Here is a 25916-nt window from a genome sequence, read left to right as displayed (position 1 = left end):
GCCCACAGGGGTGAGGGAAGAGCGAATGCCTGATGACCGGCATCAGCGATGTCTATACGGTGCGATCGTGAACCTCGCGAGCCTGGACCTCAACCTGCTCGTGTCGCTCGACGCGCTGCTCCAGCAGCGCAGCGTCACCCGGGCCGCGGCCCAGATGGGGCTGAGCCAGCCGGCCCTCTCGGCGTCGCTGGCCCGGCTCCGCCGCCACTTCGACGACGAGCTGCTCACCCGGGTCGGCAACGAGTACCGCCTGACGCCGCTCGCGGTCCAGCTCCGGGAGCTCGCGCGGATCGCCCTCTCGGGCGTCGAGCGGGTGTTCTCCGCCCAGCCGGAGTTCGACCCGGCGTCGTCCACCCGCGAGTTCACCCTGCTGGTCAGCGACTACGTCGTCACGGTGCTCGGGGACACCGTGGCCGGCCTGCTCGCCGAGGAGGCGCCGCACACCCGGCTGCGGCTGAGCCAGCACTCCCCGGCGATCGTGGACCGGGCGGAGCAGGCGCTGCTGTCGGCCGACCTCCTCTTCCTGCCGCCCGGGTTCCTCACCGACCTGTCCCGCCGTGACCTCTACCGCGACGAGTGGGTCTGCGTGGTGGCCGCCGACAACCCGGTCGCGGACGGGGGCCTGACCGTCGACGACCTGGAGACCCTCCCGTGGGTGGCCACCTACCACGGGCCGACGGCGTCGACCCCCGCCGCGCGCCAGATGCGGATGCTGGGGATCGAGCCGCGCGTCCAGGTGGTCACCGAGAGCTTCCTGACCGTGCCCGCGCTGGTCTCCGGCAGCGACCGGATCGCGCTGCTGCAGCGCAAGCTGGTCGAGCTGCTGCCCCTCAACACCGGCATCCGGGCGCTGCCGTGCCCGTTCGACGCCGGACCGCTCATCGAGGCGATGTGGTGGCACCCCGTCTTCGACGACGACCCGGAGCACACCTACCTCCGCGACCTGGTCGCGCGGGCCGCCGACCTGGCGGTGGGCGGGCATCCGATGGGTATCGATCCCGTCGATGGGGGGCAGTAGAAGAAGTGATTTCCGCCCGGGGTGCGGCGTCCTGACACTCCTCCTCCAGTGATGCCGGTCACCGGGACCGGCACGCCCGTCGATGGAGACGCCCGTGTCGGAGAACGTCCTGAGCCCTGAGCGGCCGGCCGAGGAGCCGCTGGCCGGCGAGATCGCCGTCGATCCCGCCACGGGACGGCCGGCCGGCCGCGCACAGGCGCTGGTCCTGCTGCTGTCCAGCTGCCTGGCCGTCCTGGGCGCCGTGCTGCTCGCGCCCGTGCTGCCCCGCATCCAGGACGCCTTCGCCGGCACCCCCGGGGTCGAGGCGCTGGCGCCGATCGTGCTCACCGCGCCGGCGCTGGTCATCGGCCTCACCGCGATGATCGCCGGCCGGATCGTCGACCGGGTGGGCCGCAAGCGCCTGCTCGTCGGCGCGCTCGTCGTCTACGCCTTCGTGGGCACCGCGCCGCTGTGGCTGCCCTCGCTCGAGCTGATCGTGGCCAGCCGCGTGCTCCTCGGACTCACCGAGGCGGCGATCATGACCTGCTGCACGACCCTGCTGGCCGACTACTTCCACGGCTCCCAGCGGGAGCGGTACTTCGGCCTCCAGGTGGTCTTCACCACCGTCGCCGCGACGGTCTTCTTCGGGATCGGCGGCGCGCTGGGCGCGGCGGACTGGCGGACGCCGTTCTGGCTGTACGCGGTCAGCCTGCCGCTCGCCGTCGCCGCCGCGAAGCTGATCTGGCAGCCGGCCCCGCGGGTGCAGGCGGCCGCACGCGCCGAGAAGCTGCCGGCCCTGCCGTGGCGCCGGCTCGCCGCGCCCCTCGGAGTGTCCCTGGTGGGTGGGCTGGTCTTCTACGTCCTGATCGTCCAGCTGTCCTTCAAGCTCGACGACATCGGCGTCGAGTCCACGGCGGTCATCGGTGCCGCCAGCGCGATCGCGTCGGTCGGCACCGCGGTCGGTGGGATCCTCTTCGCCCGCCTGGCCAAGCGCGGTCCGGCGGTCCTGGTGCCGCTCGCCTTCGGCCTCTCCGGCATCGGCATCATCGGGCTCGGCCTGTCCTCGGCGGTCCCCGCGGTGATCGCGTTCGCCGTGGTCACCGGTTTCGGCAACGGACTGATCCTGCCGTCCCTGCTCACCTGGGCCCTCGGCTCGCTGAGCTTCGAGCAGCGCGGCCGCGGCACCGGGATCTGGACGTCGGCCTTCTTCATCGGGCAGTTCTTCTGCCCGCTGGTCGTCCTCGCCCTCACCGGCGCCCTCGGCGGTCTCGGCACCGCGCTGGCCCTCCTCGGCGCGGTGAGCCTGGTGGCCGCGGCCGGCGTGCGCCTCGCCCGTCCGACGGCGGTCGCCGCCGCGCACTGAGCGCTGCGCACCCGGTGCCCCCGGTCCGCAGCCCGCGGACCGGGGGCACCGTCAGCGGCGGATGCTCCGGCGGGTGCTGATCGCGGCGGTGACGAGGAAGGCGGCCAGGCCGACGACGGCCAGCCAGAACAGGCCCTCGACCACCCACCCGATCACGGTCACGACGATCCAGACGAGGAGCAGCAGGCCGAGCAGACGCAGCAGCACGGGGGACCTCCGGACGCCGGGGGAGTGGGCGGTGCGGCCAGCCTAGGGCTCACTCGCGCAGGAGGGTGACCTCCTCGAGGTCCATCTCGTGCTGCACCCGCCGGAAGACCTCGTCGTCGATGCGCCGCTGGTCGCGGTAGCGCACGAACACCTCGCGCTCGGCCTCGAGCATCGCCCGGCGCAGCCGCCGGTACACCGCGCTCGGCGTCTCGCCCCCGCCGGCGATCGGCCCGCCCAGCCGCTCCCACGCGGCGTTGGTGCGCGCCGCCATGCGCTGCCGAAGCTCGGCCACGGTGGCCGCGTGCAGCGGGTCGCCGTCGTCGAGGTCGTCGAGGCGGGCGACGGCGGCCCGGCCGGCGTCGTTCTGCGCCTGCGCCTCGGCGAGGGCGTCGGCGGCTTCCTCCGAGCCCTGCACGCCGAGCCGCCGGATGAGCGTGGGCAGCGTCAGCCCGTGCAGCAGCAGCGTGCCCACCGTGACCACGAAGGTCAGGAAGACGACCTCGTCGCGGCCGGGGAAGGGGTCGCCGGACATCGTGGTCAGCGGGATGCCGGCGGCCGCGGCCAGCGAGACCACGCCGCGCATCCCGGCCCAGGAGACGACCGCGGGGTACCGCCAGGACGGTGGTGTCCAGTCCGGCCGGCGGCGAGCGACCGGGCGCAGGTAGGTCATGGGGAAGACGAACGCCACGCGGGCGACCAGCGCGACCAGCACCAGCACCAGGCCGACGGCGGTCAGCGTGCCCACCGACGGGCCGACGCCGCGGACCACCGCGGTCAGCTGCAGGCCGATGAGCGCGAACACCGTCGCCTCGAGCACGGTGTCGGCCGCCTGCCAGACCGCGCGGTCCTGGATCCGGGCCACCGGGTGGGCCTGGGGGGAGCGGTGCCCCAGGTAGAGGCCGGCGAGCACGACGGCGAGGACGCCGGAGGCGTGCACCTCCTCGGCGACGACGAAGCCGACGAAGGGCACCAGCAGGCCGAGCGCGCTCTCCAGGACGCCGTCGTGCAGTAGCCGCCGCAGCCGGTGCACCAGCCAGCCCAGTGCCCAGCCGATCGCGGCGCCGCCGACGGCGGCCAGCACGAAGACGCCGAGCCCCTGCACGAAGCCGTAGCCGGCGCCCGCGGCGACGGCCACGGCGACCCGGTAGGCGGTCAGCGCCGTCGCGTCGTTGACCAGGCTCTCGCCGCCCAGGATGGTCATGACCTTGCGCGGCAGGCCCAGCTGGCGGCCGACGGCGGTGGCCGCGACGGCGTCGGGCGGGGCGACGACGGCGCCGAGCACCAGCGCCGAGACCAGCGGCAGGCCGGGCACCAGCCACCAGGCGGCCAGCCCGACGGCGACCGTTGTCAGCAGCACCGCCCCGACGGCGAGCATGCCGATCGGCCGCAGGTTGGCCCGCAGCCGCAGGTAGGAGCTGTCCAGCGCCGCGGAGTACAGCAGCGGCGGCAGGACCAGCGTGAGGATCAGCTCGGGGTCCAGCGCGTAGTCCGGGACGCCGGGCACGGCCGACACGGCCAGCCCGACCAGGACCAGCAGCAGGGGCGGGGAGACCCCCAGCCGCCGGGCCAGCGCGCTGACGGCGAAGGACCCGGCGAGCAGCGCGACGAGCGGCAGCTCCATCAGACGAGTGCCTGGTCCACGTAGCACCAGCGCCAGGACTCGCCCGGCTCGATCGAGCGGACCAGCGGGTGGCCGCTGGCGCCGGAGTGCGCGGTGGCGTGCCGGTTCGGGGAGGAGTCGCAGCAGGCAACGTGCCCGCAGGACAGGCACATCCGCAGGTGCACCCACCTGCTGCCGATGGCCAGGCAGTCGGTGCAGCCCTCGGTCGAGTCCGCCGTCACGTCCTGGATCCGGTCCAGGTGCCCGCAGGTCGTCATCGCGGTCCCCCCTCGTCGCACTCGGTCACCGGGAGTCGACCACCCGCGTGACGGGGGCGGCAACGTCGTCCGGCCGGTCGCCTCTTCCCGTGGCAGGGTCGGCTGGCAGGGTCGGCGGCGAGCGTGCGAGACGGATGGGGGTGCCGTGGACCTCGAGGAGGTCGCCGGGGAGCTCTACGCCCTGCCGCCCGGGGACTTCGTCGCCGCCCGCACCGAGGCCGCGCGCCGGGCCCGCGCCGCCGGGGACCGCGCGCTCGCGCGGGAGATCGGCGCGCTCGGCAAGCCCTCGACCGCGGCGTGGGGGTGCAACGCCCTCGTGCAGGAGGCGCCCGACGAGATCGCCGGGCTGGTCGAGCTCGGCGACCTGCTGCGCGAGGCGCAGAAGACACTGGCCGGCGACGAGCTGCGGCGGCTGGGCACCCAGCGCTCCCGGCTGCTCGCGGCGCTCACCCGCCAGGCCCGGGCGGTCGCCGCGCGGCGCGGGCACCCGCTCAGCGACGCCGTCGCCGACCAGGTGGAGGAGACGCTGCGGGCCGCGTTGGCCGACCCGGACGCCGGTGAGGCGCTGCTGGCCGGCCGGCTCACCGCGCCGCTGTCCACGCGCAGCCTGGGCTTCGGCGGCCGTCCCGACCTGCGGGTGGTGCCGCCCCCGCCCCGCCGGACGCCATCGCGTCCGGGGCGCACGGCTGCCGCTCCGGCGCCGCGGTCCCGGGGGAGCGGGCGGGAGGACGCGGCCCGCCGGGCGGCGGAGGAGCGGCGGCGCGCCGCGCGGGAGCGCCGGGAGCGCGAGCTCGCCGCCGCCCGCGAGGAGGCCGACGAGGCGCGGCAGGCCGCCGCCGAGGCGGAGGAGACGGCCCGCGCTGCCGCCGAGCGGGCGGAGCGGGCCGCCCGCCGGCAGGAGGAGCTCGCCGCGCACGCCGAGGAGCTGGCCGCCGAGCTCGAGCGCGTGCGCGGGCAGGTCGCGACCGCGGAGGCGGAGGCCGCGCGGGCGTCCCGGCGCTCCGCGGCCGCCGACCGGGCGGCGGAGCGGGCGGCCGACGATCGCGACCGCGCCGCCGCCCGCGTCACCGAGCTCGAGCAGGCGCCGCTGGAGGCCTGACGGGGTCGGTCAGCCCATCGTCTTCTGGCCGTCGAGCGACTCCCGCAGGACGTCGGCGTGCCCGGCGTGCTGCGCGGTCTCCGCGACGACGTGCAGGAACACCCGGCGGGCCGAGCGCACCGCGCCCGGCGGGAACCACGGCGCCTCCGGCAACGGGTGCGCGGTGTCGAGGTCGACGGTGCGGACCAGCTCGTCGGTGCGGGCGGCCACCTCCTCGTAGCGCGCGAGGACCGACTCCAGCGTCTCGCCGGGCCGCAGCGTCCACTGCTCGCCCCACTCCTCCGGCGACTGCTCCAGCGCCGCCGTCCCGCGGACCACGAAGTCGGCCCACGACGCCTCGGTGGTGGCCACGTGCTTGACGATGCCGGCCAGGGTGAGCTCGCTCGCGGTGGTGCGGCGGGTGGCCTGCTCGGTCGTCAGCCCCTGCACCGTGAAGCGCAGGAAGTACCGGTGGGTGGCGAGCGTCTCGAGCAGGTCGGCGCGCTCGGCGGTCAGGGTCGGGGCGGTCGGGGCGGTCATCGGGTCCTCCGGGTGGGCGATCGGCTGGTCAGGACCATGCTCTCGGCCATTGCGGTCAGATCCTGTCCGCTGTGTCGGTCAGGATGGGCACGTGAGCGATCCCAGTGCCCGGACCCTGCGGCTGCTGTCGCTGCTGCAGGCGCGCCGCTACTGGTCCGGCGCCGACCTCGCCGGCCGGCTCGGTGTCTCGGTGCGGACGCTGCGGCGCGACGTCGACCGGTTGCGCGAGCTCGGCTACCCGGTGGAGGCCTCCCGCGGCGTCGACGGCGGCTACGCCCTCGCGCCCGGAGCCGCGCTGCCACCGCTGGTGCTCGACGACGACGAGGCCGTGGCGCTCGCCCTGGGACTGCAGTCCGCGGCCGGCTCGGCGGTGGCGGGCATGGCCGAGACCTCGGTGCGGGCGCTGGCCAAGGTCGTGCAGGTGATGCCCGTGCGGCTGCGGCGCCGGGTGGAGGCGCTGCGCGGTGCGACCGTCTCCGGGTGGAATCCGGGGGAGGTCGCCGACGCCGTCGACCCCGCCGTCCTGACCACCGTGGCCCTGGCCTGCCGGGACGCCGAGCGGACCGTCTTCGGCTACGCCCCGCCCGGCCGGGCGCGCACCGAGCGCACCGTGGAGCCGCACCGGCTGGTGTCCCTCGGCCGGCGCTGGTACCTCCTCGGCTGGGACCTCGACCGCGGCGACTGGCGGGTGTTCCGCCTCGACCGGCTCGACGCCCCGCGCGGCACCGGCGCCGTCTTCGGCCCGCGCCGGTTCCCCGCCGGCGACCCCGCGGCCTACGTGCGCGAGCGGATCGACACCGCCTGGACCCGGTACGTCGTGGAGGCCGACGTGGACGCCCCGGCCGACGCCGTGCGCCGCCGCATCGGCCGGTGGGCCACCGTCGTCGGGGAGCGGCCCGGCGGCTGCCGGGTGCGCATCGAGGGCGACGACCTCGACTGGGCCGCGGCCGCGCTCGTGGTCACCGGCGCGCCGTTCAGGGTGGTGTCCCCGCCGGAGTTCACCGCGCACGTGGCGGCGCTGGCCACCCGCTGCGCCGCCGCCGCAGCACCCTGAGCACCGGGCACCCCGGCGAGCCCGCGCATCACGGCACGGCCGTCTCCTCGGCGGGTGCCTCTTCGGCGGGCGCCTCCTCGGTCGGCGTCTCCTCGGTGGGTGCCTCGTCGGTGGGTGTCTCCTCAGGAGATGCCTCGTCGGTGGGTGCCTCCTCCGGAGGCGCCTCGGCCGGGGCGTCGCGAGCCGGCACCTCCGGGGCGGGCACTTCCGGGGCCGGGGCCTGCGGGGCCGGGGCCGGCGGGGCCGGGGCCTCCGGGTCAGGAGTTTCCGGGTCAGGAGTTCCCGGGGCGGGTGCCTCGGGGGCGGGCGCTTCCTGAGGAGGCGCTTCCTCCGCCGGAGCGTCGCGGGCGGGCGGGTCACCGGTGGTCCCGCTGTCCGCGGGCGGCTCGTCCGGCTCTCCCGGGACGTCAGGGCTCGGCGGGTCCGCGTCGGGGGAGCCGCTCGTCCGCGACCCCGGGTCGGGCGCGGTCGTCGTCCCGGGCTCCCCGTCCGCACCTCCCGACGGGCTCGCGCCGTCGGCCGGCGGCTGACCGGTACCGGCCGACCTGTCCGCCGGGGGCGGGTCCGGGACCGACGGTCCGCTCCCGTCGGGGGCCGTGACCGACGGGGTGGCGGACGGTGTGCCGCTCCCCGACGTGGCCGTGCCCTGCTCCGTTCCGAGTGCGCGGGCCTGCTCCGCCAGCACGGGGCCGACCGCCCGGTCGGCGTCCCCGGTGGTGCCCACGGGCCGTGCCTCGACGACGCCGGTCACCTGGTCGACGACGACGAGGGCGGACACGGGTGCCGGGCTGCCCTCCACCACGACGACCGTGTCCCGCCCGAAGCCCGGCCACGGGTTCCCCCGGTACGCGGGCGAGGGGCGGGACGCCGGCGGGTCGAGCGGGTTGCCGCACGTGCAGCGGACCCGCGGGACACCTGAGTCGTCGACCAGCACCGCGGTGCCGGCCTGCAGCACCGACTGGAAGGGGGTCGCCCGGCCGTCGGCGAAGCCGTGGTTGGTGACGGCCGTGTCGAAGCGCAGGACGACGGGGGTCAGCGACGCGAGGTGGTCGCCGATCCCGTCCGTCGGGACGTCCTGCGCGGCGGCGAACGCCGCCGCCCGGTCGGGGTGCCCGGTCAGGAACGCGGTCATCGCCGCGACGTCGCACACCTCCTCGCCACTGCCGCCGTACAGGCCGGGCCGGTCGCCCGCCACCGGACTGCCGGCGGCCCCGACCGGGGTGCCTCCGTCCGGGGTGTCTCCGTCCGGGGTGTCTCCGTCCGGGGTGTCTCCGTCCGGGGTGTCTCCGTCCGGGGTGTCTCCGTCCGGGGTGTCTCCGTCCGGGGTGTCTCCGTCCGGGGTGTCTCCGTCCGGGGTGTCTCCGTCCGGGGTGTCTCCGTCGGGGGTGGTCGGCTCCGGCCCGGTGTCGTCCGTCCCGGACGTGGGGGCCCGGTCGGCTCCCGCGGTCCCCGGCGGCGTCTGCCCCGGCATCGGGACGAAGGGGTCCTCGCCGGGGGCATCGACGGGCTCCAGCGTGACCGGGGTCGCCACCGGGGCGTCGGACGCGTCGGAGGCCAGTTGCGTCGCGGCCACCCCGCCCGCGGTGGCCAGGGCGAGCCCCCCTGCCACCAGGGCTGCCACCAGCCTCCGGCGGCGCCCGGACCGCGTACCCGGCGCCGAGGGACGGTGCCGCCCTGCGTGGGAGGCCGGCGGGGACGGGGCAGGGGCGACCCCGGGTCCGGCTGCGGGCACGACCGCCCGCGACCCGCCGGCGCCGGCGGGCGTCGGCGCCGGTGGCACCGACCGGAGCGGGACGGTGTCCGGCGCCCGCACGAGCGCCGCCCGGGCGGCCCGCGCCAGCTCCCCGGCACTCCGGTGTCGCTGGTCCGGGTCCGCGGCCATGCCCCGCGTCACGACGTCGTCGAGCGCCTCCGGGACGGAGCCGACCACCGCGGAGGGCCGCGGCGGGTCGCCGGGGAGGGGCGGCCGCCCGGTGAGCAGCTCGTACAGGAGACAGGCCAGCGCGTGGACGTCGACCCGGTGGTCGACGGGCCGGCCCGTCAGGTGCTCGGGGGCCACGTACCCGACGCCGCCACCGGCTCCCGCGAGGCCGAAGCCGGTCAGGTGGCAGTCCGGGCGGGTGCTGTGCCCGGACAGCAGGACGTCGGACGGCGTGACGTCGCCGTGCACGAGACCGGTGGCGTGCGCGGCGTCGAGCGCGGCGGCCACCTGGCCCACGACGTCGACGGCCCGGCCCGCCGGGAGCGGCCCCTCGGAGGCGACCACCGCGGACAGGGCCCGTCCGTCGACCAGTTGCGTGTCCGCGTACAGCCGGCCGTCGATCTCGCCGGATCCGTGGACGGCCACGAGGTGCGGCTCGTCGACCTGCGCGGCGCGCCGGCAGTCACCGAGGAAGCGGGCACGGACACCGGCGTCGGCGGAGAGCGCAGGCGACAGGATCCGGAGGGCGACGGTCCGGTGGCGGGAGGTGTCCCAGGCGCGGTGGACCTCGCCCGTGCGCCCGCGGCCGAGCAGTTCGTCCAGCTCGTAGGGCCCGAAGGTCTGGAGGGGCAGGAGCGTCTCCCCGGTGGAGCAGGAGCCGACGCGTCGCTGCATCGGGTCTGCCGAGTGTCGCTCCGTCCCGGCGGGGTGCGACGACGACGTGACGACGCGCGGGCCCGGCGCGTCGGTCGGTCGCGACCGGATCGCGCACGGTGAGGCACCACCCGGCGGACGCCCGTGCCGGGCCCCAGCATGGGGGCATGACGGAGTCTCGGAGCCGCGTCGCGGTCGTCACCGGTTCGGAGTCGGGCATCGGGCGGGCGGCGGCCGTGGCCCTCGCGCAGCAGGGGTGCGACGTCGGCATCACCTGGTTCCGCGACGAGGCGCACGCCCGGGCGACGGCGGAGGAGGTGCGGGCCGCGGGACGGCGCGCGGAGGTGCGGCACGTCGACCTCACGCAGCTGCCACAGGCCGCCGACGTCGTCGACGAGCTGGCCGAGGCGCTCGGCGGGATCGACGTCCTCGTCAACGACGCCGGCACCGGGCACTCGACGCTGATCCTCGACACCGACTACGGGACCTGGCGCGAGGTGCTGGCCACCGACCTCGACGCGGCGTTCCTCTGCCTGAAGCGCGCCGCCCGCCGCATGGTCGACGCCGGCCGCGGCGGGCGGATCGTCAACGTCACCAGCGTCCACGAGCACCAGCCGCGGGTGGGCGCGGCCGCCTACTGCGCGGCCAAGGGCGGGCTCGGGCTGCTCACCCGCGTGGCGGCGATCGAGCTGGCCGAGCACGGAATCACCGTCAACGCCGTCGCGCCGGGGGAGATCGCCACGCCCATGACCGGCCAGGAGGACGAGGACCCGACCGCGCCCGGCCACGAGCGGCCCGGCGTGCCCGTCGGCCGGCCCGGCAGCGCGCACGAGGTGGCCGCCGTCGTTGCGTTCCTCGCCTCCCCGGAGGCGTCCTACGTGACCGGCTCCTCCTACGCCGTCGACGGCGGCATGCTGCAGATGGGCCCGATGGCCGGCTCGCACATGACCGGCGACGACTGGCGCCGTCCCTAGCGGTCAGTCCACCGGCGTCGGGCGTGCGGACCGGCGGGCGTGCTTCTCGCGGTAGAGCGCGGCGTCGGCCCGGACGAGGGCCGCGTCGAGGTCCTCGCCGGGGCGGACGGTCGCCGTACCGGCCGACCATGGCGAGCCCGAGACGGCGTGCAGGCGCTCGAGCAGCTCGGCGCAGCGCACGGCGTCGGTGCCGGGCAGGCACAGCACGAACTCGTCCCCGCCGAGGCGGCCGAGCAGGTCGGAGCGGCGCAGCTCGGCGCTCCACTGGGCGGCGAGCGAGCGCAGCAGCGCGTCGCCGGCGGAGTGGCCGGCCGTGTCGTTGACCGCCTTGAAGCCGTCGAGGTCGAGCACCGCGACCGTGAGCGGCTCCCCGGTGCGCGAGGCGAGCGCGACCAGCCGGGCGGCCTCGGCCTCCCAGGCCCGGCGGTTGGCCACCCCGGTCAGCGCGTCGGTGCCGGCCGCGTACCGGAGCGCGCCGGACTGCCGGATCTGCGCCTCGGTCAGGACCGCGGCGGTGACGACGGCGGCCAGCCACGAGGAGACGAAGCCGCCGGGTGCCGCGGCGAGCGCCCCCACGGTGACGACGGCGACCCCGCCGGCGACGTGCAGGCGGGCTGCCGCCGGCGGCAGCACGTGGCCGGCGAGCACCCCGAGCGCCACCAGCACCGGGCCGAGGCCGACGACGCCGACCGCGGTGACCGAGCGCCAGGCGAGCAGCGCGGTGAGCACCGACAGCAGGGCGAGGGCGGCGTGCACGAGGGCCATCGGCGCGCGGTCGCGCAGGTGCCACAGGGCCGCGGACCCGACCCCGCCGACGGCCGCCAGCGCCGTGAGCAGCACGACCGGCGTCCGCGGGTGCATCGGCCAGAGCGCACCGGCCGCGCACGTGCTCGCGGCACAGCCGTACAACAACGCGAGCAGGCCCAGCCCGCCCCTGCGGTCCCCGTGCACCGGCAGCTCCCCTCCGTCGCGGACGACATCGTCACCGATCCGGACGGTCCTGAGGGCGACGGCGAGCGTCCCCCCTCGGAAGGGGTCAGCCGGTGAGCTCGGTGGGCACCGCGATGACGTCGACCATCGCCCCGAGCCGGTACACCGTCACCGGCAGCTGCCGCCCGATCGCCTCGGTGAACAGCAGCCGCTGCAGGCTCTGCGCCTCGGCCACGGGCGCGCGGCCGGCCTCGAGCACCAGGTCGCCGGCGCGCAGCCCGGCCCGGTCGGCCGGGGACCCCGCGACGACGTCGACCACGCGCAGTCCCCGCCGCTGCCCGGTGCGCTCGGCCAGCGCGGCCGGCAGCGGCGCGGGGCTGCTCACCAGGCCCAGGTAGGCGCGGCGCACCCGCCCGTCGCGGACGAGCGCGTCGACGATGCGGCGGGTGGTGGCGTTGACCGGCACGGCCAGCCCGAGCCCCCATCCGGCGACGGCGGTGTTGATGCCGACCACCCGGCTGGCGGAGTCGGCGAGCGCGCCGCCGGAGTTGCCGGGGTTGAGGGCGGCGTCGGTCTGGATGACGTCCTCGACCACCCGGGCGGTGCGCCCGTCCCGGGTGGGCAGGGAGCGGCCCAGCCCGCTGACGACGCCGGCGGTCACCGACCCGGCCAGGCCCAGGGGGTTGCCGACGGCGACGACGAGCTGACCGACCCGCAGCTGCGCGGCGTCGCCGAGCACCGCCGGCTCCGGTGCCCCGGTGGTCGCGCGGACGACGGCGAGGTCGGACAGCGGATCGGTGCCGACCACCTCGACGGGCGCCTCGCTGCCGTCGGCGAACACGGCCCGGCCGGCGCGCGCCCGCCCGACGACGTGCGCGTTCGTGAGCATCAGCCCGTCGCCGGGGACGACGACCGCGGAGCCGGCTCCGGAGCGGCCGTCGGGACCGGTCACCTGCAGCGCGGCGACGTGCGGGGTGAGGTCGGCGGCCACGGCGGTGACCACCCGGCTGTAGGCGTCCAGGGCGGCGTCGGTGTCCGGTCGGGTCACGGCGCACCTCCTCGAGTGATCACTCCGTGGTCACCGGGTTGATTACATGCTTGCACCGCCCAGTGGACGCCTCGCCGGACCCGCCCGCCAGCGTCTCCGTCACGCCCTGGGCGAACGGGGCGGGACGGGGTGTCCTCGCGGGCGCTCGTGCTCTGCCCCCGATGCGGACCAGAGCACGAGCACGCTGGTCAGCAGGTGCGCCGGGGGAGCGGCGCCCGTAGCGTCGGCCTGCCCGGCGACCGGCCGGCACCGAGGAGGGGCGTGCGCATCGACGGCCTGCAGACGGAGGGCGCCGTGGTCGGGCGCACCCTGGGCGTCGAGGAGGAGTTCCACCTCGTCGACCCGGACACCCTGGAGATGACCCCGGGCCCGCGCGCGTCCGCCGCGGCGCTCGCGGGAAAGGCCGGGGAGCGCGTGCACCCGGAGATCGCGACCACGCAGCTGGAGATCGCCACCGGCGTGTGCACGTCGCTGGAGCAGGTGCGCGCCGAGCTGGTGGCCGCGCGCGCCGAAGCCGCCGCCGCGGCCGAGCGGGACGGGCTCCTGCTGCTGCCGGCCTCCACGCACCCGTGGAACTCGTGGCACACCATGCCGGTCACGCCCGGCGAGCGCTACGAGGCGATGGTCGGCCGGTGGGCGGGCCTGGCGCGGCAGCAGGACATCTGCGGCTGCCACGTGCACGTCGGCATCCCCGACCTCGACACCGCGGTCGCCGTGCTCGACCGCACCCGCCCCTACATCCCGGTGCTGCTGGCGATGACCTGCAGCTCGCCGTTCCACGACGGCGTCGACACCGGCTACGAGTCCTGGCGCACCCTCTGGTGGACGCGCTTCCCGCACGCCGGGGCGCCCGAGCCGCTCGGCGACGCCGACGGCTACCGCCGGGTCCTCGCCGGGCTGGTCGCCTCCGGCGTGGTGGAGGACGGCTCGCACCTCTACTGGGACGTCCGCCCCTCGGCCCGGCTGCCCACCCTCGAGTTCCGGCTGGCCGACGTCTGCACCACCCTCGACGACGCCGTCCTGCACGCCGGCCTGGTCCGCTCGCTGGTGCGGGTCCTGGCCGCCCGGGCGCGGCGCGGCGAGCCGGTGCCGGAGGTGCGACCGGAGCTGCTGCGGGCGGCGCGCTGGCGGGCGGCCCGCTCCGGGCTCGGCGGCCCGCTGTTCGACCCGCTGCGGGGCGAGCTCGTCGACGCCGCCGAGGCGGTGGGCGCGCTGCTGGCCGAGCTGGAGGAGGACCTCACCGCGGCGGGGGAGTGGGACGAGGTGACCGCCCGCGTGCAGGACCTGCTGGGCCGGGGTACCTCCGCGGCGCGGCAGCGGAGCACCTGGCTGCGCACGGGCGACCGCCGGGCGGTCGCGGAGTGGGTCGTCCGCGAGGGGGCGGCCGGGAGGACCTGATGGGCGGCTCCGGGGAGTGGGCCCGCCCGCTGCGCGACGACGCCGACCTCGACCCGCTGCTCGAGCGGATCGGGGACGCGCGGTTCGTCGCGGTCGGCGAGGCGAGCCACGGCACGCACGAGTACTACGCCTGGCGCGCGGCGCTGACCCGCCGACTGGTCGAGGAGCGCGGGTTCGGGCTGGTCGCCGTCGAGGGGGACTGGCCCGACTGCGCCCGGGCCGACCGCAGCGTGCGGCTGCGGCCCGGCGGGGCCGGCGACCCGCGGGAGGCGCTCGACGCGATCAGCCGCTGGCCGACCTGGATGTGGGCCAACGACGACGTCGTCGACTCCCTCCGCCGGCTGCGCGCCTGGAACGCCGACCGCCCCGAGCCCGACCGGGTGCGCTTCGCCGGTCTCGACGTCTACAGCCTCTGGGACTCCATGCACGAGCTCCTGGCCTGGGTCGAGGAGCACGAGCCCGACCACGCCGCGGCGGCGCGGCGGGCGCTGCGCTGCTTCGAGCCCTTCGGGGAGGACGGCGCCGAGTACGCCTTCGCCCAGCGGTTCGCCCCGGCGGCCTGCGAGGAGACCGTCGTCGACCTGCTGCGCCGGCTGTGCGAGGAGCGCGGCGAGGGCGACGACCCCGACGACCGCTTCGCCGCCGAGCAGAACGCCGCGGTGGTCGTCGGTGCCGAGCGCTACTACCGGGCGATGATCGAGGGCTCGGCGGCGTCGTGGAACGTCCGCGACGTGCACATGGCCGACACCCTCGACCGGCTGGTGGCGCACACCGGCGCGAGGACGGTGGTCTGGGCGCACAACACGCACGTCGGCGACGCGCGGGCCACCGACATGGCCGACGCCGGCATGACCAACCTCGGCCAGCTGCTGCGCGAGCGGCACGGCACCGACGACGTCGTCCTCGTCGGGTTCGCCGGCCACCGCGGCGGGGTGGTCGCCGGGCGGGAGTGGGGCGCGCAGATGGAGCGGATGGCCGTGCCGCCGGCGCGCGAGGGCAGCCTGGAGGACCTGCTGCACCGCGAGGTCGGCCACGACGCGCTGGTCGTCGTCCCGCGCGGTGACCGACCCGGGTGGCTCGACGCGCGCCTGGGCCACCGGGCGATCGGCGTCGTCTACCGGCCCGAGCGCGAGCGGTGGGGCAACTACGTGCCCACCGTCGTCGGCGAGCGCTACGACGCGTTGCTCTACCTGGAGGAGACGACGCCGCTGCAGCCGCTGCACCTGGAGCGGCCCGACGAGCACGTGCCGCCGATGGCGCACGCGGTCTGATGGCGCTGCCCGCGGCCGGGATCGGCCGTCTCGACGCCCGCCCCGGCCCGCAGCCGGCCGGCCCGCCGCTGCCGCCGGGCACAACGACGCTCGACCTGGGCGGGCCCGAGGCGCTGGTGGCGGTGCCCGCGGGCGGGGGCGAGCCGCGGCCGCTGCTGGTGTTCTGCCACGGCGCGGGCGGCACGGCGCACCAGTCGCTGGCGGCGGTGGGAGAGGTCGCCCTCGCCCGCGGGGTCGCCGTCCTCGCGACCTCCTCGGCCGCCGCGACCTGGGACCTGCTCACCGGCGGGCTGGGCCGCGACGTCGCCGTCCTCGACGCCGCGCTCGACCGGGTGGCGTCGGGGACGGCGGTCTCCCGGGTCGCGCTCGGCGGGTTCTCCGACGGCGCGTCCTACGCGCTGTCCCTCGGCCTGGCCAACGGCGACCTGTTCGACGCGCTGCTGGCCTTCTCGCCGGGCTTCACCGCCCCGCCCGGGCGCACCGGCCGCCCGCGCGTGTGGATCGCCCACGGCACCGGAGACCGGGTGCTGCCGGTGGACCGCTGCGGCCGCCGGGTGTCCGGGGACCTGGCCGCGGCCGGCTACGACGTCACCTACGACGAGTTCGACGGCGGCCACGTGGTGACCCCCGCCCTGGTCACGGCCGCGCTCGACACGTGGCTCGGCCCGCCCGGCTGAGGCCGGACGGGCCGAGGAGGTCGAGCAGCGGGGTCCTTGCTCAGGCGGTGCGGCGGCCGACGAAGTCGTGCTGCTGCTCGGGGTTGACGTCGTCGGGGGTGTCCGGGTGGTCCTTCGGGCCACCGGTCTTCGACGCCTCGAAGCCGGGGCCGAGCTTCTCCAGGGCCAGCCGGCCGTAGACCTGCTGCTGGGTGGCGACCCGCTGCGACCGGCCGCGGCCGAGGAAGCTGACCATCCAGTGCAGCACCGTGGTGATCCGGCTCTTGAACCCGATGATGTAGAAGAGGTGCACCACCAGCCAGATCACCCAGGCGATGAAGCCCTCGAACTTCATCCCCTTGATGTCGGCCACCGCGGAGAACCGCGAGATGGTGGCCATGTTGCCCTTGTCGCGGTACCGGAACGGGCCCGCGGGGGACTTGCCGGCCAGCCGCCGCTGGATCTGCCCGGCGGCGTAGCGGCCGCCCTGGATCGCGACCTGGGCGACGCCGGGGTACTTGTCCGGGTGGTTGGCCATGTCGCCGACGACGTGGATCTCGGGGTGCCCGGGCAGCGTGAGGTCCGGCTGCACCGAGATGCGCCCGGCCCGGTCGACCTCGGCGCCGGTCTTGTCACCGAGCAGGCGACCCAGCGGCGAGGCCTGCACGCCGGCGGCCCACACCTTGGTGGCCGCGGGGATGCGGCGCAGCTGGCCGTCGGAGTCCTTGACGGTCAGGCCGTCGGAGTCGAGGTCGGTGACCAGGGCGCCGAGCTGGACCTCCACGCCCATCTCGTTGAGGTGGCGGCGGGCCTTCTCGCCCAGCTTCGGCCCGAACGGCGGCAGCACCTGGGGCGCGCCGTCGAGCAGGACGATGCGCGCCTTCTCCGGGTCGATGGTGCGGAAGTCGCGGCGCAGCGTGCGGTGCGCGAGCTCGGCGATCTGCCCGGCCATCTCCACGCCGGTGGGGCCGGCGCCGACGACGACGAAGGTCATCAGCCGGTCGATCTCGGCCGGGTCGGTGGCGAGCTCGGCGAGCTCGAAGGCGCCGAAGATGCGGCCGCGCAGCTCGAGCGCGTCGTCGATGCTCTTCATGCCCGGCGCGAACTCGGCGAACTGGTCGTTGCCGAAGTAGGACTGCCCGGCGCCCGCGGCGACGATCAGCTCGTCGTAGGGGTGCACCGTGGTGCGGCCGAGCACCGTGGAGGTGACCGTGCGCGCGTCGACGTCGACGTCCACGACCTCGCCGAGCACCACGCGCGCGTTCTTCTGGTGCCGCAGCACCTCGCGGGTGGCCGGGGCGATCTCGCCCTCGGAGAGGATGCCGGTGGCCACCTGGTAGAGCAGCGGCTGGAACAGGTGGTGGCCGGTCTTGGCCACGACGGTGATGTCGACGTCGGCACGGCGCAGCGCCTTGGCGGCGAACAGGCCGCCGAAGCCGGAACCGACGATCACCACCCGCGGCCGGCCGGTCGAGGAGCTGGCGGTGGGCGCAGGTGATGTCGTCATGATGACTGATCCTCTCCCGTCGGGGGCTCCGCTGTCGCCCGGCGGGCCGGTCGGGGACGTGAGACCCGTCACGGCCGCCGTCCGCCCGTGGGCTCGCGGTGTCCGTTCCTGCCCGGTACAACCAGGCCGGTGCCCGTCCTCATCCCCCGGCTCGTGCTGGTCCCGGGCCTGGGGCTGGACGCGCGCTCGTCCAGGCGGCTGCGCCGGCGGGTGGCCGCCGACGTCGTCCTCCTACCCGGGATGGGGCGGTCTGCACCTGTGCCGTCCATCGACGACCTCGCCGCCCGGCTGCGCGGCCGGCTCGGGCCCGGTCCGGTCGTGCTGGCCGGCCACTCGCAGGGCTGCCAGGTGGTGGCCGCGGCCGCCGTCGACCCGCGGGTGGCCGGCGTCGTCCTGCTCGGCCCGTCGACCGATCCACGGCTGCGCGCGCCGTCCCGGCTGGCCGGGTGGTGGCTGCAGACGGCGGTGCGCGAGCCGTGGTGGCAGGTGCCGCTGATCGTGGCCCAGTGGCTGACCACCGGTCCGCGGGCGATGCGGGCGCTGTGGCGGGTCGCCGCCCCCGACCGCATCGACGCCCGGCTGCGTGCCGTCGGCGTCCCGGTGACCGTCGTCCGCGGCACCCGCGACCGGCTCTGCCGGGCCGACTGGGCCGCCGCCGTGGCCGACGCGGCGCCGGCGGGGGAGGTGGTCGAGGTGCCCGGCGCGGCGCACATGACCGTGCAGACCCACCCGGACGCCGTCGCCGCCGTCCTGCGGGCGGCCGTCGCACGAGGGGCGGTCGCGGAGGAGGGGGGATGCGCCTCCGGCGTGTCACCATGACCGCATGGCCTCCACCTCCGCCTCGGCCGGCGCACTGCTGCACCACGTGCGCACCGGCCGCGCGCGGAGCCGGGCCGAACTGGTGGCGCTGACCGGGGCCTCGCGCAACACCGTCAGTGCCCGCGTGGACGAGCTCATCGCCTCGGGGCTGCTGCAGGAGGGCGGCCGCGGCGGCAGCACCGGGGGGCGCCCGCCGACCCTGCTGCGGTTCAACAGCGGCGCCGGCTGCGTGCTCGCCGTCGACCTCGGGGTCACCAGCGCCGACGTCGCCGTCACCGACCTGTCTGCGCAGATCCTCGCCACCGTCGGCCACCCGATCGACATCGCCGACGGCCCCGACGTGGTGCTCGCCGAGGTCGACCGGCTGGCGCAGAAGGCGCTCGCCGAGGCGGGGCTGACCCCGGCCGACGTCTGGGCCGTCGGGGTGGGCGTGCCGGGGCCGGTGGAGTTCTCGACCGGCCGGCCGTCGCACCCGCCGATCATGCCGGGCTGGCACGACCACCCGATCCCGAGCGCGTTCGGCCGCTACGGCTGCCCGGTGTTCGTCGACAACGACGTCAACGTGATGGCGCTCGGCGAGATGGGTGTCGAGGGCTCGGCGCAGGACGTGCTGGTCGTCAAGGTGGGCACCGGCATCGGCTGCGGGGTCATCGTCGACGGCGAGGTCTACCGCGGCGCCCAGGGCAGCGCCGGCGACATCGGGCACATCCACGTGCCGACGCCGGACGGCCGCACCGTGCTCTGCCGGTGCGGCAACGAGAACTGCCTCGAGGCGCTGGCCGGCGGCGGAGCGTTGCTGCGCGACGCCCTCGAGGCGGGGCTGCCGGTGACCAGCACGCGGCAGGTCATCGAGCTGGCCGCGCAGGGCGACGGGCCGGCGCTGGAGCTCGTCCGTCGGGCCGGCCGGACGATCGGCACGGTGCTGGCGGCGCTGGTCAACTTCTTCAACCCGCACCGGATCGTGATGACCGGCGGGGTCGCCGCCGCCGGCGCGCCGCTGCTGGCCGGCATCCGGGAGGCGGTCTACGGCCGCTCGATGCCGCTGGCCGCCCGCGCGCTGGAGATCACCGTCAGCGACGCCCCGGACCTCTCCGGCCGGGTGGGTGCCGCGCTCATGGCCATCCAGGGCTACCTCGACGAGGACTCGGTCCACCAGGCCCTCGCCCGCTGAACCGGCTCGGCGCAGCCGGGGACGCCCCTGGCCGCGGTGCGGTCCGGAGGACCGCGTCAGGAATGGCCATTTCTGCCGCCGGGGTCACCCCGCCAGGTCTCGGTTCGGTGACACCGCTCACGGACCCTTGACCCCCTGTGACTCCGTTCATATGGTCACGCCTGCACAGACTAATGGTCAGCGTTGAGCAGAAGTCCGAGGTGAGGCCATGCGCCCGACCGAACCGCCTCTCCTGGAGATGCACGGCATCGTCAAGACGTTCCCGGGTGTCCGGGCGCTCGGCGGCGTCGACCTCGACGTCCGCGCGGGGGAGGTCCACTGCCTCCTCGGCCAGAACGGCGCCGGCAAGTCGACCCTGATCAAGGTCCTCGCCGGTGCGCACCAGCCGGACGAGGGCACGATCACCTGGCGCGGCGAGCCGGTCCGGCTGCACGACCCGCAGTCCGCGCTGTCCCTGGGGATCGCCACGATCTACCAGGAGCTCGACCTCGTCTCCGGCCTGACCGTGGCCGACAACGTCTTCCTCGGCCGGGAGCAGTCCCGTTTCGGGCTCACCTTCCCCGGCGAGATCAACCGGCGGGCCGCCGCGCTGCTGACCCGGCTCGGCCACCCCGAGATCCGGCCGGGTGCCGAGCTGGGCTCGCTGTCGGCGGCCTCGCAGCAGATGGTCAGCATCGCGCGGGCGCTGTCGCAGGACGCGCGGCTGATCATCATGGACGAGCCCTCCGCGGTCCTCGACAACGAGGAGGTCCAGCGCCTCTTCACCGTCATCCGCGACCTCACCGCCGAGGGCGTCGCGATCGTCTACATCTCCCACCGGCTCGAGGAGATCCGCGAGATCGGCGACCGCATCACCGTCCTCAAGGACGGCCGCACGGTCGCCACCGGGCTCCCCGCGCGGGAGACGCCGACCCGCGAGGTCATCACGCTGATGACCGGCCGCACCATCGAGTACGTCTTCCCCGAGCGCCGCCAGCCGGTGTCCGCCACCCAGGAGCCGCTGCTCGAGGTCGAGGACCTCGGGCTCTACGGCACCTTCGGCGGCGTGTCCTTCGCCGTCCGGCCCGGCGAGATCGTCGGACTGGCCGGGCTCGTGGGCTCCGGCCGCTCGGAGATCCTCGAGACGATCTACGGCGCCCGCCGGGCCACCGGCGGCGTGGTCCGGGTCGACGGGCGCGCGCTGCGGCGCGGCGACGTCGGCGCCGCGGTCGCGGCCGGCGTGGGCCTCGCGCCCGAGGAGCGCAAGAGCCAGGCGCTGCTGCTCGGCGAGTCCGTGGCCCGCAACATCACCATCTCCAGCCTGGCCCGCTTCGCCAAGGGTGGCCTGCTGTCCGGCGCCGCCGAGCGGGCCGCCGCGCGCGAGCAGGTCCGCTCCCTCGACGTGCGGCCCGCCGACGAGACCCGCGAGGTGCGCACCCTCTCCGGCGGCAACCAGCAGAAGGTCGTCCTGGCCCGCTGGCTGCTGCGCGACTGCAAGGTGCTGCTCCTCGACGAGCCCACCCGCGGCGTCGACGTCGGCGCCCGCTCGGAGATCTACGCGCTGGTGCGCGACCTCGCCGACCGCGGTGTCGCCGTCGTCGTCGTCTCCAGCGAGATCCCCGAGGTGCTGGGGCTAGCCGACCGCGTCCTCGTGATCGCGGAGGGACGGGTGCTGGCCCAGGAGCCGGCCGACGCACTCGACGAGCACCGCGTGCTCGACCTGGTGATGCAGGGGACGACCACCCACGGCCAGGGCCCGGTCCTGCACGACACGACACACCTCGAGAAGGCCCAGCACGAAGGGACCGTGGCATGAGCAGCAGCACCAGCGGCGGCAGCACCACGCTGACGACGGGGACGGGGAAGTCCGACGCCGGCCGCCAGAGGGGCTCCGGCGGCTCCTTCATGGCCGGGCCGGTGGGCCGCAACCTCGGCCTGGTCGTCGCGCTCGTGATCCTGTGCGCCGTCGGCATCTACACCGCCGGCGACCGGTTCGCCGACGTCGACAACATCCTGACCATCCTGCGGCTGGCCTCGGTCATCGGCGTCGTCAGCATCGGCATGACCTTCGTGATCATCGGCGGTGGCATCGACCTGTCGGTGGGCGCGCTGGTCGCGCTGGCGTCGGTGTGGGCGACCACGCTGGCCACCCAGCAGCTGGCCGAGGACGTCCACTGGATCGTCATGGTGTTCACCGCGCTGGTGGTGGGTGCGGTGGCCGGCCTGGTCAACGGCGTGGTCATCGCCTACGGCAAGCTCGCCGCCTTCATCGCCACCCTGGCGATGCTCGCCGCCGCCCGTGGCCTGGCCGAGATCATCGCCAACCGCCGGACGCAGATCGTCCGGGACAGCGACTTCCTGGCCTTCTTCTCCGGCGACGTCCTCGGCGTCCCGACGCTGGTGCTGATCTTCGCGCTGGTCGCCGTCGCCGGGTGGGTGCTGCTCAACCGCACCACCTTCGGCCGGCGCACCTTCGCCGTCGGCGGCAACGCCGAGGCCGCCCGGCTGGCCGGCATCCGGGTGCAGCGGCACACGGTCAAGCTCTACGTGCTCTCCGGCATCACCTGCGGCATCGCGGCCGTGATGATCATGGCGCGGACGACGACCGGCAGCTCGACGCACGGCGGTCTCTACGAGCTCGACGCGATCGCCGCGGTGGTCATCGGCGGCACGCTGCTCATCGGCGGACGCGGCACGATCGTCGGCACCGTCCTCGGCGTCCTGATCTTCACCACGCTGGGCAACGTCTTCACGCTCAACAACCTGTCGAGCTCGGCCCAGGCCGTCGCCCGCGGCGTGATCATCATCCTCGCCGTCATGCTGCAGCAGCAGCTGGCCACCGGCGGCCTCAACTTCCGCCGTCGGCCCTCGTCCGGGGTGTCCTCCGGCGGCCCGGCCGTGACCGGCTCGCCCTCCGGCTCGGTGTCCGGCGGCACCACCGCCGAGGGCGGCCCGGGCGGCACCCGCCCGACCGCCACCGGCACCGGCACCGGCACCGGCAAGACCCTCTGACCCACCCGGCGCGCGATCGCGCGCCGGGGTGCACCACCCACCGGACCTCCCGTCCGGTGGCGCGTCCTGCTCCCGGACAAGGGGGCGACTATCGAGGAGAGAGCATGTCTGCAACGAGGCAGCGTCCGTTCCGCCGCCTGCCCTACGCCACGGTCGCCCTGCTCAGCGCAGGCGTGCTCGTGGCCGGCTGCACCAGCAACACCCCGGAGGAGTCCGGCGGTGGCGGCGGCGCCAACGAGGCCGCCAGCGCCAACGACGAGCCCGGCGAGACCGTGACCATCGGCTTCTCGGCCCCCGCGGCCGACCACGGCTGGATGGCCGGCATCACCGAGGCCGCCCGCGCCGAGGCCGAGAAGTACGAGGACGTCGAGCTGGTCGTCGCGGAGGGGACCAACGACGTCAGCACCCAGATCAGCCAGGTGGAGACGTTCATCAACGACGGCGTCGACGCCATCGTGCTGCTGCCCTTCGACGGTGCCGCGATGACCCCGGTCGCGCTGCAGGCGATGGAGGCCGGCATCCCGGTCATCAACGTCGACCGCGAGTTCGACAGCCCGTTCGCCGCCCGCGCCACCATCCTGGGCGACAACTACGGCATGGGTGTCTCGGCCGGCACCTACGTCTGCGAGCAGCTCGGGGACAACCCCGACGCCGTCGTCGCCGAGATCGCCGGCATCGACTCGCTGCCGCTGACCCAGGACCGCAGCCAGGGCTTCGCCGACGCGCTGGCCGACTGCGGCCTGAACGTCGACAACCGCGTGGCCGCGGACTTCACCGTCGAGGGCGGCGAGGAGGCGGCGGCGAACCTGCTGCAGGCCGCGCCGCAGATCGACGCCATCTGGAACCACGACGACGACCAGGGCGTCGGCGTCCTGGCCGCCATCCAGAACGCCGGCCGCGACGAGTTCTTCATGGTCGGCGGCGCCGGCTCGGCCAACGCCATGCGGGCGATCCAGGAGGGCAACTCGGTCCTGCAGGCGACGGTCATCTACCCGTCGACCCAGGGTGCCGACGGCATCGCGCTAGCCCGCCTGGTCGCGCAGGACAAGAACCTGTCCGACGTCGCCTCGCAGGAGGTCCCGCGGCAGATCGTGCTGAACGCGCCGGTCGTCACCGCGGACAACGTCGACCAGTACATCGACAGCGCCTTCGAGTCCTGATCCGCCGGAACGGGGCCGCCGGTCGAGCGCCGGCGGCCCCGTTCCACTCCCCGAGGAGATCTGAGATGACCTCGCCCGACCGGCCGACCCTCGGGGTGGGCCTGATCGGCTACGCCTTCATGGGCGCGGCGCACTCGCAGGCCTGGCGCACCGCCCCCCGCTTCTTCGACCTCCCGCTGCGCCCCGAGCTGCGGGTGCTCGCCGGCCGCGACGCCGCCCGCGTCGCCGAGGCCGCCGGCAAGCTCGGCTGGGCCGGGACCGAGACCGACTGGCACCGCGTCGTCGAGCGCGACGACGTCGACCTCGTCGACGTGTGCACGCCCGGTGACACCCACGCCGAGATCGCCATCGCCGCCCTCGAGGCCGGCAAGCACGTCCTGTGCGAGAAGCCGCTGGCCAACTCCGTGGCCGAGGCCGAGGCGATGGCCGAGGCCGCCGCCCGGGCCGCCACCCGCGGGGTCCGGTCGATGGTGGGCTTCACCTACCGCCGCGTCCCGGCCATCGGGCTGGCCCGCACGCTCGTGGCCGAGGGCCGGCTCGGCCGCATCCGGCACGTGCGCGCGGCCTACCTGCAGGACTGGATCGCCGACCCGTCGGCGCCGATGTCGTGGCGGCTGGAGAAGGACAAGGCCGGCTCCGGCGCGCTCGGCGACATCGGCGCGCACGTCGTCGACCTGACGCAGTACATCACCGGCGAGACGGTCACCGGGGTGAGCGCGCTGCTGGAGACCTTCGTCAAGGAGCGCCCGCTGCCGGCCGCCGCCGGGTCGCTGTCCGGCGTCGCCGGCGAGGGCATGGGGCAGGTGACCGTCGACGACGCGGCGGTGTTCCTGGGCCGCTTCTCCGGCGGGGCGGTGGCCACCTTCGAGGCCACCCGCTTCGCGCTGGGCCGCAAGAACGGCATCCGGATCGAGATCAACGGGTCCGAGGGCAGCCTGGCGTTCGACTTCGAGGACATGAACGTCCTGGAGTTCTTCGACGGCACCGAGCCCGCCGAGCGCGCCGGCTTCCGCCGCATCATCGTCACCGAGCCCGAGCACCCCTACGTCTCCGCGTGGTGGCCGGCCGGGCACGGCCTCGGCTACGAGCACGGGTTCACCCACCAGGTCGTCGACCTGGTCACCGCGATCGCCAAGGACGAGGACCCGACGCCGTCGTTCGCCGACGGACTGCAGGTCCAGCGCGTCCTGGACGCCGTGGAGCGCAGCGCCGCCGCCGACTCGACCTGGACCCCCGTCGTCCCCGCCTGACGAAGAGAGGACCTCCCTCATGCCACGCCCCGTCACCCTGTTCACCGGCCAGTGGGCCGACCTGCCCTTCGAGGAGGTGTGCCGGCTCGCCTCCGAGTGGGGGTACGACGGCCTGGAGATCGCCTGCTGGGGCGACCACCTCGACGTCGTGCGCGCCGCGGAGGACGACGCCTACGTCGCCGACCGCAAGGCGCTGCTCGAGAAGTACGGCCTGCAGGTCTTCGCCATCTCCAACCACCTCAACGGCCAGGCCGTCTGCGACGACCCGATCGACGAGCGCCACCGCGGGATGGTCCACCCGCGGGTCTGGGGCGACGGCGACCCCGAGGGCGTGCGGCAGCGCGCCGCCGAGGAGATGAAGGCGACCGCCCGCGCCGCGGCGAAGCTCGGCGTGACGACCGTCGTCGGGTTCACCGGGTCGAAGATCTGGAAGACCGTGGCGATGTTCCCGCCGGTCCCCGAGTCGATGATCGAGGACGGCTACCGCGACTTCGCCGACCGCTGGAACCCGATCCTCGACGTCTTCGACGAGGTCGGCGTCCGGTTCGCCCACGAGGTGCACCCCTCGGAGATCGCCTACGACTACTGGACGACCGTCCGCACCATGGAGGCGATCGGGCACCGCGAGGCGTTCGGGCTCAACTGGGACCCGTCGCACTTCGTGTGGCAGGACCTCGACCCGGTGTCGTTCATCTGGGACTTCAAGGACCGGATCTACCACGTCGACTGCAAGGACGCGAAGAAGCAGGTGGGCAACGGCCGCAACGGCCGGATGGGCTCGCACCTGCCGTGGGCCGACCCGCGGCGCGGCTGGGACTTCGTCTCCACCGGCCACGGCGACGTCCCGTGGGAGGCCTGCTTCCGGATGCTCAACACCATCGGCTACGACGGGCCGATCTCGGTGGAGTGGGAGGACGCCGGCATGGACCGCCTCGTCGGCGCGCCCGAGGCGCTGGCGTTCGTCCGCCGGCTGGCCTTCGACCCGCCGGCGGCCGCGTTCGACGCCGCCTTCGCCAGCGGCAACTAGGCCCCGCCTCGTCGGGAGGGGG

23 protein-coding genes are annotated in these 25916 nt (G+C 75.6%); 15 read left to right on the top strand and 8 right to left on the bottom strand.

Annotated elements, in window-relative coordinates; translation table 11 throughout:
- The first annotated feature begins 67 nt into the window (after window positions 1-67).
- Together FN207_RS16685 and FN207_RS16680 are read left to right on the top strand one after the other, a co-directional pair.
- The gene (locus FN207_RS16685) at window positions 68-1018 is read left to right on the top strand and encodes a LysR family transcriptional regulator (RefSeq protein WP_142459592.1); all 951 of its coding nucleotides are present in this window, start codon (window positions 68-70) and stop codon (window positions 1016-1018) included.
- A gap of 94 nt (window positions 1019-1112) precedes the next feature.
- On the top strand, window positions 1113-2360 hold the full coding sequence (locus FN207_RS16680) for an MFS transporter (RefSeq protein WP_221888245.1): 1248 nt from the start codon (window positions 1113-1115) through the stop codon (window positions 2358-2360).
- 51 nt (window positions 2361-2411) lie between these two features.
- Here FN207_RS16680 and FN207_RS26360 read toward each other — a convergent pair whose 3' ends face one another.
- From FN207_RS26360 to FN207_RS16670, 3 genes are read right to left on the bottom strand one after another with little or no spacing between them, the layout of a single operon-like run.
- Window positions 2412-2567: a hypothetical protein gene (locus FN207_RS26360; RefSeq protein ID WP_185938384.1), complete on the bottom strand. Its 156-nt coding sequence runs from the start codon at window positions 2565-2567 to the stop codon at window positions 2412-2414.
- 49 nt (window positions 2568-2616) lie between these two features.
- Window positions 2617-4188, bottom strand: coding sequence for a Na+/H+ antiporter (locus FN207_RS16675; RefSeq protein ID WP_142459590.1), 1572 nt, complete (start codon window positions 4186-4188; stop codon window positions 2617-2619).
- Window positions 4188-4445 (bottom strand): ubiquitin carboxyl-terminal hydrolase 14, encoded by a 258-nt coding sequence (locus FN207_RS16670; protein WP_142459589.1) that lies wholly within the window; start codon window positions 4443-4445, stop codon window positions 4188-4190. Before FN207_RS16670 ends, FN207_RS16675 begins: the two co-directional genes overlap by 1 nt.
- A 145-nt stretch (window positions 4446-4590) precedes the next feature.
- Here FN207_RS16670 and FN207_RS16665 point away from each other — a divergent pair, with 145 nt between their 5' ends.
- Entirely contained in the window at window positions 4591-5544 is a 954-nt protein-coding gene (locus FN207_RS16665) for a hypothetical protein (protein WP_142459588.1), read from the top strand.
- Window positions 5545-5553: 9 nt separating this feature from the next.
- Here FN207_RS16665 and FN207_RS16660 read toward each other — a convergent pair whose 3' ends face one another.
- Window positions 5554-6063 carry a DinB family protein gene (locus FN207_RS16660; protein ID WP_142459587.1) on the bottom strand — a complete coding sequence of 170 codons (510 nt, stop codon included), beginning with the start codon at window positions 6061-6063 and terminating at the stop codon, window positions 5554-5556.
- A gap of 91 nt (window positions 6064-6154) precedes the next feature.
- On the opposite strand from FN207_RS16660, the gene FN207_RS16655 reads away from it, so the two are divergent.
- On the top strand, window positions 6155-7117 hold the full coding sequence (locus FN207_RS16655) for a helix-turn-helix transcriptional regulator (RefSeq protein ID WP_142459586.1): 963 nt from the start codon (window positions 6155-6157) through the stop codon (window positions 7115-7117).
- A 28-nt stretch (window positions 7118-7145) separates the two neighbouring features.
- On the opposite strand, the gene FN207_RS27335 is transcribed toward FN207_RS16655, so the two are convergent.
- Window positions 7146-9713 carry a serine/threonine-protein kinase gene (locus tag FN207_RS27335; RefSeq protein ID WP_142459585.1) on the bottom strand — a complete coding sequence of 856 codons (2568 nt, stop codon included), beginning with the start codon at window positions 9711-9713 and terminating at the stop codon, window positions 7146-7148.
- Between the two features lie 146 nt (window positions 9714-9859).
- On the opposite strand from FN207_RS27335, the gene FN207_RS16645 reads away from it, so the two are divergent.
- Window positions 9860-10666 (top strand): SDR family oxidoreductase, encoded by an 807-nt coding sequence (locus FN207_RS16645; RefSeq protein WP_142459584.1) that lies wholly within the window; start codon window positions 9860-9862, stop codon window positions 10664-10666.
- Between the two features lie 3 nt (window positions 10667-10669).
- On the opposite strand, the gene FN207_RS16640 is transcribed toward FN207_RS16645, so the two are convergent.
- Window positions 10670-11617: a GGDEF domain-containing protein gene (locus FN207_RS16640; RefSeq protein ID WP_142459583.1), complete on the bottom strand. Its 948-nt coding sequence runs from the start codon at window positions 11615-11617 to the stop codon at window positions 10670-10672.
- A gap of 85 nt (window positions 11618-11702) precedes the next feature.
- Window positions 11703-12644 carry a S1C family serine protease gene (locus tag FN207_RS16635; protein ID WP_142459582.1) on the bottom strand — a complete coding sequence of 314 codons (942 nt, stop codon included), beginning with the start codon at window positions 12642-12644 and terminating at the stop codon, window positions 11703-11705.
- A gap of 261 nt (window positions 12645-12905) precedes the next feature.
- On the opposite strand from FN207_RS16635, the gene FN207_RS16630 reads away from it, so the two are divergent.
- From FN207_RS16630 to FN207_RS16620, 3 genes are read left to right on the top strand one after another with little or no spacing between them, the layout of a single operon-like run.
- Complete coding sequence (locus FN207_RS16630; protein WP_185938383.1) at window positions 12906-14042, top strand: carboxylate-amine ligase; 1137 nt, start codon at window positions 12906-12908, stop codon at window positions 14040-14042.
- Complete coding sequence (locus FN207_RS16625) at window positions 14042-15313, top strand: erythromycin esterase family protein (RefSeq protein ID WP_142459580.1); 1272 nt, start codon at window positions 14042-14044, stop codon at window positions 15311-15313. Before FN207_RS16630 ends, FN207_RS16625 begins: the two co-directional genes overlap by 1 nt.
- Window positions 15313-15990: an alpha/beta hydrolase gene (locus FN207_RS16620; protein WP_142459579.1), complete on the top strand. Its 678-nt coding sequence runs from the start codon at window positions 15313-15315 to the stop codon at window positions 15988-15990. Before FN207_RS16625 ends, FN207_RS16620 begins: the two co-directional genes overlap by 1 nt.
- A 40-nt stretch (window positions 15991-16030) precedes the next feature.
- On the opposite strand, the gene FN207_RS16615 is transcribed toward FN207_RS16620, so the two are convergent.
- Window positions 16031-17476 (bottom strand): NAD(P)/FAD-dependent oxidoreductase, encoded by a 1446-nt coding sequence (locus FN207_RS16615; RefSeq protein WP_142459578.1) that lies wholly within the window; start codon window positions 17474-17476, stop codon window positions 16031-16033.
- Window positions 17477-17605: 129 nt separating this feature from the next.
- Here FN207_RS16615 and FN207_RS16610 point away from each other — a divergent pair, with 129 nt between their 5' ends.
- The 7 genes from FN207_RS16610 to FN207_RS16580 all read left to right on the top strand — a co-directional run bounded on the left by FN207_RS16610 (window position 17606) and on the right by FN207_RS16580 (window position 25894).
- A complete protein-coding gene (locus tag FN207_RS16610) occupies window positions 17606-18295 on the top strand; it encodes an alpha/beta fold hydrolase (protein WP_185938382.1) in 690 nt (229 codons plus the stop codon).
- Between the two features lie 4 nt (window positions 18296-18299).
- The gene (locus FN207_RS16605; protein WP_142459576.1) at window positions 18300-19466 is read left to right on the top strand and encodes an ROK family protein; all 1167 of its coding nucleotides are present in this window, start codon (window positions 18300-18302) and stop codon (window positions 19464-19466) included.
- Between the two features lie 208 nt (window positions 19467-19674).
- Window positions 19675-21261 (top strand): sugar ABC transporter ATP-binding protein, encoded by a 1587-nt coding sequence (locus FN207_RS16600; protein ID WP_142459575.1) that lies wholly within the window; start codon window positions 19675-19677, stop codon window positions 21259-21261.
- Complete coding sequence (locus tag FN207_RS16595; RefSeq protein ID WP_142459574.1) at window positions 21258-22457, top strand: ABC transporter permease; 1200 nt, start codon at window positions 21258-21260, stop codon at window positions 22455-22457. The genes FN207_RS16600 and FN207_RS16595 overlap by 4 nt, the downstream gene beginning before the upstream one ends.
- 104 nt (window positions 22458-22561) lie before the next feature.
- Entirely contained in the window at window positions 22562-23617 is a 1056-nt protein-coding gene (locus tag FN207_RS16590; protein ID WP_110908627.1) for a substrate-binding domain-containing protein, read from the top strand.
- A gap of 65 nt (window positions 23618-23682) precedes the next feature.
- Window positions 23683-24867: a Gfo/Idh/MocA family protein gene (locus tag FN207_RS16585; RefSeq protein ID WP_142459573.1), complete on the top strand. Its 1185-nt coding sequence runs from the start codon at window positions 23683-23685 to the stop codon at window positions 24865-24867.
- Between the two features lie 19 nt (window positions 24868-24886).
- Entirely contained in the window at window positions 24887-25894 is a 1008-nt protein-coding gene (locus FN207_RS16580) for a sugar phosphate isomerase/epimerase family protein (RefSeq protein WP_142459572.1), read from the top strand.
- Window positions 25895-25916: the final 22 nt, after the last annotated feature.

The organism is Geodermatophilus aquaeductus, assembly GCF_900182545.1.
Lineage (GTDB): Bacteria > Actinomycetota > Actinomycetes > Mycobacteriales > Geodermatophilaceae > Geodermatophilus > Geodermatophilus aquaeductus.
This window is presented reverse-complemented; position numbering and strand designations above follow the sequence as displayed.